The 6,625-nt window shown below is 45.4% G+C and carries 4 protein-coding genes; all 4 read left to right on the top strand.

What is annotated here, in order from left to right:
• The first annotated feature begins 170 nt into the window (after positions 1-170).
• On the top strand, positions 171-677 hold the full coding sequence (locus GC098_RS04690; RefSeq protein WP_171641412.1) for a tyrosine-type recombinase/integrase: 507 nt from the start codon (positions 171-173) through the stop codon (positions 675-677).
• Positions 678-1,085: 408 nt separating this feature from the next.
• On the top strand, positions 1,086-1,871 hold the full coding sequence (locus GC098_RS04695; RefSeq protein WP_171641414.1) for a response regulator transcription factor: 786 nt from the start codon (positions 1,086-1,088) through the stop codon (positions 1,869-1,871).
• A 155-nt stretch (positions 1,872-2,026) separates the two neighbouring features.
• Positions 2,027-2,155, top strand: coding sequence for a hypothetical protein (locus tag GC098_RS40730; RefSeq protein ID WP_281366908.1), 129 nt, complete (start codon positions 2,027-2,029; stop codon positions 2,153-2,155).
• Positions 2,148-6,625, top strand: a 4,478-nt coding sequence (locus tag GC098_RS39495) for a GH92 family glycosyl hydrolase (RefSeq protein ID WP_216625152.1), incomplete at its 3' end; no start/stop codon positions are given. The genes GC098_RS40730 and GC098_RS39495, both read left to right, overlap by 8 nt.

The raw sequence follows: 6,625 nt of genomic DNA on the forward strand, positions 1-6,625 counted from the left end.
AATCATAGCCAGAAATTCCCATCAATTCAAGATTGCGGATCGCAACCCTGACATAAAAGAAACCTTGATGCCGGGGTTAAGGTATGTTTTAGCATATTGAAATTCATGACGTCACTTGCTAATTTTTAAGATGCAAAATGTATCATAAATTAAATGAAGGAGTGTATTTTATGCAAAAGGTCAATCCCATAAGGGATAGGGCAAAAATAAAAGAAATTCAAGATATTCTTCTGAAGCGGTCACTCAGAGATTGGCTTCTGTTTACAACTGGAATAAATTCGGGTTTGCATCTTAACGACCTGCTTCAATTAAAAGTAAAAGATGTAAAGGGGAAAAATGTTATACAAGTAAAAGAAGAAAAGACCGGAAAAGAAAAAAGTTTTGATCTGATTGAGGAGTTACATTTGGGTTACCAACAGTATCTTCAACACTTGGATGATGAAGAGTATGTGTTCTGCTCAAAGAGAACAGGCGTTCCAATCAAACGGATTCATGTATATCGAATTTTGAATAAGGCTGCCAAGGAAGCCGGTTTAAATGAAGTCGGTACACAGACGTTACGTAAGACGTACGGATATCACGTTTATCAAACAACTAAAGACGTATCCGTGCTTAAAGAATTATTTAATCAATCTGCACCGTCGGTCACGTTGAAGTATATAGGAGTTAGCTCATAAAGCGATCTAAACTGGGTAACAGGATATTTGGAAAGTATTTCCAGATTACTCTTTGAAAATATTGTAAATGCCGAAAAAGTTCACTTGTAGGAAAACAGCTTTTCTTGCCGTAAACTGTAAATAGGGAATTCATCCTTTCATCTCTATGTGTCGGTATAGTAACCAAACATTTCGAGATTTTGGGGAGGCATTCCTTTTTTTATGTCTTAAAAAACCAAGCACAATAAGGCTTTTGAATTATCAAATTCATTTTTTAGAGAAAGCTTTATTTTTTGTTGTTACAATTGTTAGGACGGGAAACTAAAATTGGGCTATATCGATGTGTAGAAAGTAAGAAAAGTATGAACGATTTCGTCGAACCGCGGAGCTTCTTGCAACTGACTACAAGATGAATGTGAGGTAAGCACAATGACTAATGCAGAATGCAGAGCGGTAATTATAGACGACGAAGCTTGGATTCGTGAAGGGTTAAGTGAACATCTCGAATGGAAAAAGCTCGGTATCGTTCTCGTTAAAGTTTTTCATGATGGGGCCGATGCGTTTGCCTATTTGAAAGAAGATCCGGTGGATATTATTCTTTCCGATATCCGCATGCCCAATATGACCGGACTTGAAATGCTGTCAAGGCTTCGCGATAGCGCAAGCGAGAATGGGGCGGACGATTTGTCCCGTATTAAGGCAATATTTTTAAGCGGTTACAGCGATTTCAAATTCGCGCAGGAAGCCCTGCGCTTAGGGGCAGTCGATTATCTGCTCAAGCCCTCGGAATTGGTAGATATTGAGAATGCGCTATTAAAGGCTAAGGATCTCTGTACTTCGGACAGAGTCCTTCAATTCAAAGAATCAAGCAGTTTAGAGCCATCCGAAGAACCGGGTTCCTATCTAATTAAAAAGGCGCTGAATTATATTCATGCGCATTTTGCCGAAGAGATCCATTTGGCTGATATTGCTAATGAACTATTTATCACGCCCAACTATCTGAGCAGATTATTCCGTCAGGAGACTGGTCAGTCCTTCAGCGATTACTTAACACGGATTCGTATAAATAAAGCTTGCAGCTTGATTGTGGAAAGCAACATGAAAGTTTATCAGATTGGCGATGCGCTTGGTTATCCTAACTCTCGTTATTTCAGCGAGTGGTTTCAGAAAAATACGGGCATTTCTCCGGTTGAATATCGCAAAAGGCATTCTTAAACCCATTTTCAATTTAGGATGGAAATCGGAATAAATAATAGATTTACCTCGTTATAACCATTATCCTGATCCCTTAAGATGATAGATGTAAAACGCTTTCATAACTTCATCAGGGGGGAGTCAATGGGAAATAAAACGAGTCATGACCTTTCGGCGTGAGCAAACATCAATATGTAAGCGGCTGCCAAACGAAGCGCATTGCTGTGCTGGCGCCGCAAAGCGCCATTGACTACACTAGAATGGCGAACTTTATTTCATTTTTTAGGGAGGATTTCGATGTTTAAAAAAAAGCTAGTTACTTTCCTATCGGCATCACTCGTAGTTACTTTATTGTCTACTGGGTTTAGTATACCAAGGACAGCCGAAGCTGCTGAAGCTGCCGGGGCTGCCCAAGTTGCAGATGCAAAAATGAATCTAACGCAATATGTAAATCCGTTCGCAGGCACCGATTTTGCAGCAGCTGATTTTGGGACCGGGGGCGGCGCAGGGATGGATTTTCCAGGAGCTGCTGTTCCATTTGGCATGATGCAATGGAGTCCCGATACGAACTGGGGGGGACAGCCATATGGCGGATACAATTATAACGCCACCAAAATCAAGGGCTTCAGTTTAACTCATCTCAGCGGAACCGGATGCAACATTTTTCAAGATGTACCGATCATGCCATGGGTCGGACCTATAGGTAGGTCCCCCGGAACTAACTTTGACGACTACGTAGCAAACTTTTCCCATGCTAACGAATCTGCTTCTCCAGGCAGCTACAGCGTTAGATTGGACCGTAATCAAGCGAACCCTATTCAGGTCGATTTAACTGCAACGACACGAACGGGAATCGGCAATTTCACCTATCCTGCATCCAATCAAGCTATGATGCTCATTAATTCGGGTCTGAATAGCACAGGCGTTGATAATTCGCGAATCAGTATCGTGAGTGATCATCAATTAACGGGGTTTGTGGAAAGCGGCAGGTTTTGCGGAGGCAAGGTCAATACGTACAAATTGTATTATGCGGTTGAATTCGACCGTCCTTTCGTTAGCTCAGGAACGTGGAAGGGCGCAACGGTTTCAGCTGGTTCTGCGCTGGCGGAAGGAAAACAAACGGGTGCTTATCTGACCTTTGACACGACCTCTAATCCAACGGTCAAAGTCAAATCGGCCATTTCCTATGTAAGTATCGAGAATGCGCTGGACAATATGGCGCAAGAAAATCCGAAATGGGATTTTGATGAGGTCAAACAGGCTGCTTCCCAAGCGTGGAACGAGAAGTTGAACCGTATACAGGTATCGGTGACGGAAGCGGCATATGAGGATGCCCGGACTTTCTACACGACCCTGTACCATACGATGCAATTTCCTGCGACTTACAGCGATGCCAATGGACAGTATCAAGGCTTTGATAAACAGGTCCATACGGTTGCTCCCGGACATAAAGAGTACGCTACGTATTCCGGGTGGGATATTTATCGTTCCCAAGTGCAATTGCAGGCTCTCATTAATCCCGAAGAGGCCAGCGATATGGCGCAATCGTTAGTCCATGCGGCTATGCAAGGAGGCGGAGGTTTCCCCAAATGGTCCGTACTGAATGAAGACTCCAATGTCATGGTCGGAGATCCAGGCGCGATCATTGTTGCCAACATGTATGCTTTCGGGGCAAGAGATTTTAATCTCGAGGACGCTTTAACGGCCATGAACAAAGGCGCTTCGCAACCGTTTACCAAAAGCACACGCGATTATTTGACCAGGGCAAGTCTAGACCGTTATTTAGCTAACGGATATATTCCAGTAACTGGCGGCTTCGATTTTTTTGGAGCTACATCGACAGCAATGGAATATAACTCGGCGGACTTTGCAATCGCGCAGTTTGCCCAAGCAGTAGGAGACACCGAGAAATATTCGCAATATATGAAGCACGCTCAATACTGGAAAAACTTATTTGATATGGATACCACATATATTCGCCCCAAAAATGCGGATGGAACGTTTATTTCCAGCTTTTGCCCGACATGTAATAACCCATTTTATGATGGGTTCGTAGAAGGCAACTCTGCCCAATATACGTGGATGATTCCGTTCAATATCCGTTCCCTGACGGACAAGATGGGCGGGAATGCCAAAGCGATCGAACGACTTGATGTACATCTCACTAAGTTGGATGAGGGGCCCAACAGTCCTTATGCGTTCATATCAAATGAACCGGAGCACCATGTGCCGTGGTTATACAACTTTTTGGGTGCCCCCTATAAAACACAGGAAGTAGTACGCCGCGTTATTACAGAGCAATTCTCGTACCTGCCCAAAGGACTTTTCGGCAACGATGATTTGGGTGCGATGTCGGCCTTAAATGTGTGGGGCTCTTTGGGCATGTACCCGATGGTTCCGGGAGTTGGCGGCGTGACGTTAAACGGTCCTTTATTTGAGGACATCCGAATCTCGCAGGGCGCTGGCAAGCAAATTCATATTATCGGAAAGAATGCTTCGAGAACGAACCCTTATATCCAGAGCTTGAACCTGAACGGTCGTCCATCTAGTTCGACTTGGCTCGACTATAATACGATGGCGAATGGCGCAACGCTGGAGTTTACGATGGGTAATAAGCCAAATACGGAGTGGGGCAGCTCCCCGTCGGATGCGCCTCCTTCCTTTGATTGGAGTGGGGAATTAGGCCTTAATATTGCGCTGAATAAGCCTGCTACGGCTAGCGATGCGTGCAGTGCTGCGCAAGATGCGACTAAAGCTGTTGATGGCGTCGGATACAAAGGAAGCAAGTGGTGCTCGAATTCTTCCAAACCTTGGCTCCAAATTGATTTGGGTCAATCGCAAAACATCGCCGGATTCATTGTGGAACATGCGGGCGAAGGCGGAGATGATGTGGCGCAGAACACCAGGGATTACAACATTCAAGTCAGCAATGATCAAACGACTTGGACAACAGTTGTCAATGTTACCGGAAATCAGTCAGGTTACAAACTTCATAAGGTGGTTCCGCTGAATGCCCGGTATGTCAGGCTGAATATCGTTACACCGACACAAAACGGGGGTACGCAAGCGCGTATTTATGAGCTTAAAGTTATTGGAACTGGAGCGCTGCTGAGCATCCCAACACCTGCGGCCATCACTGGCGTGTCCAACGGGGCAGCCAAAACAACGGGGGCACTTGGATTGCCGCAAACGGTGACAATGGTTACCGATAGTGGAAATGCGAATGCCAATGTGACTTGGAATGTTGACACTTCAAGCTATGATCCAGCTCTAGGGACTGCACAAACCTTCACAATAACTGGAACAGTAGCCTTGCCAGTAGGGGTGACAAATCCAAACGACGTTGCATTGACAACGAGCATCAGTGTAACTGTACTAGGACCGCCTCAAATACCTGGAAAAATAGAAGCAGAAAATTATTTGAAAATGTCTGGGATTCAAACAGAGGACAGCACGGAGGGTACAAAGGATGTAGGATTTACAGATCCGGGAGACTGGATGGACTACGTTGTAAATGTGCAAAAATCAGGATTGTACAAAGTAGACTACAGGGTATCAGTAAACAGTGGTACAGGCATAGTCAATTTCTTAGTAGATGGTGTTTCGAATAAAATAACATCGTTGCCGTCAACCGGAGGCTGGCAAAATTGGAGGACCGTATCCGACAAGGTTACCTTAAGTGCTGGCAAGCATACCATAAGGCTGGCCATCAATACAGGCGGCTGGAACATTAACTGGTTTGAGTTATCTGAAGTGCCGCCAACGAATCTCATGAGCATCACAGCGCCGGCAGCCATCTCAGGAGTGGACATCGGAACGGCCAAGACAGCTGCAGCTCTTGGATTGCCCGTAAATGCAGCGCTTGTAACCGAATCAGGAAATATGGATGCCAGTGTGATTTGGGATTTAAGCGGCATTAACTACAATCCAACTACCATGACGGCGCAGACCTTCACGGTACCAGGAACCGTAACTCTGCCTACTGGAGTCGCAAACCCGAACAACGTGTCGTTGACAACAAGCGTTAGCGTAACTGTAAATAAGATTCCTTCATCACAAATAACGGCAACAGCGGACAGTGCGTGCACTGCTTCAGAAACAGCGGCTAAAGCTGTGGACGGTATCGTAACCGGGAACAGCAAATGGTGCTCCAAATCCAGCAACATTTGGCTGCAACTTGATCTCGGTTCCGTGCAGAGCGTGAACGGGTTTATTATCAAGCACGCTTCGACAGGCGGGGAGTCCGCCTCCCAGAACACGAAGGCTTACAATATTCAGGTCAGCAGTGATGGTACAAACTGGAGTAAGGTGGTCGACGTAGCCAATAATACGAACGGCATAACGATAGACAGTATAGCCGTGGTATCGGCCCGATACATCAAATTGAACGTTACAACCCCTACACAAACCAGTGATCCAGCGGCAAGAATTTATGAGTTTCAAGTATTAAAAGCTCCTTCGGCAGATAAAATGCTTAAGAGCATTACAACACCTGCGGCAATCACAGGAGTGGTGAACGGTACGGCGAAGACAGCAGCTGCCCTTGGACTACCAGCAACGACAGAACTCGTTACCGATACGGGAAGCATGAACGCCAACGTGACATGGAATGTTGACGGTTCAAGCTATGATCCGGCTGTACGGACGCAGCAGATATTCACCGTAAGTGGAATTGTAACTCTGCCTGCAGGCGTGGTAAATCCGAACAACGTAGCATTGACAACGAGCATCAGTGTAACTGTATTGCCAGCGCCAGCAACACCAAAGTCTACATT

This window comes from Paenibacillus phytorum, from assembly GCF_013141715.1.
In the GTDB taxonomy this organism is placed as follows: domain Bacteria; phylum Bacillota; class Bacilli; order Paenibacillales; family NBRC-103111; genus Paenibacillus_E; species Paenibacillus_E phytorum.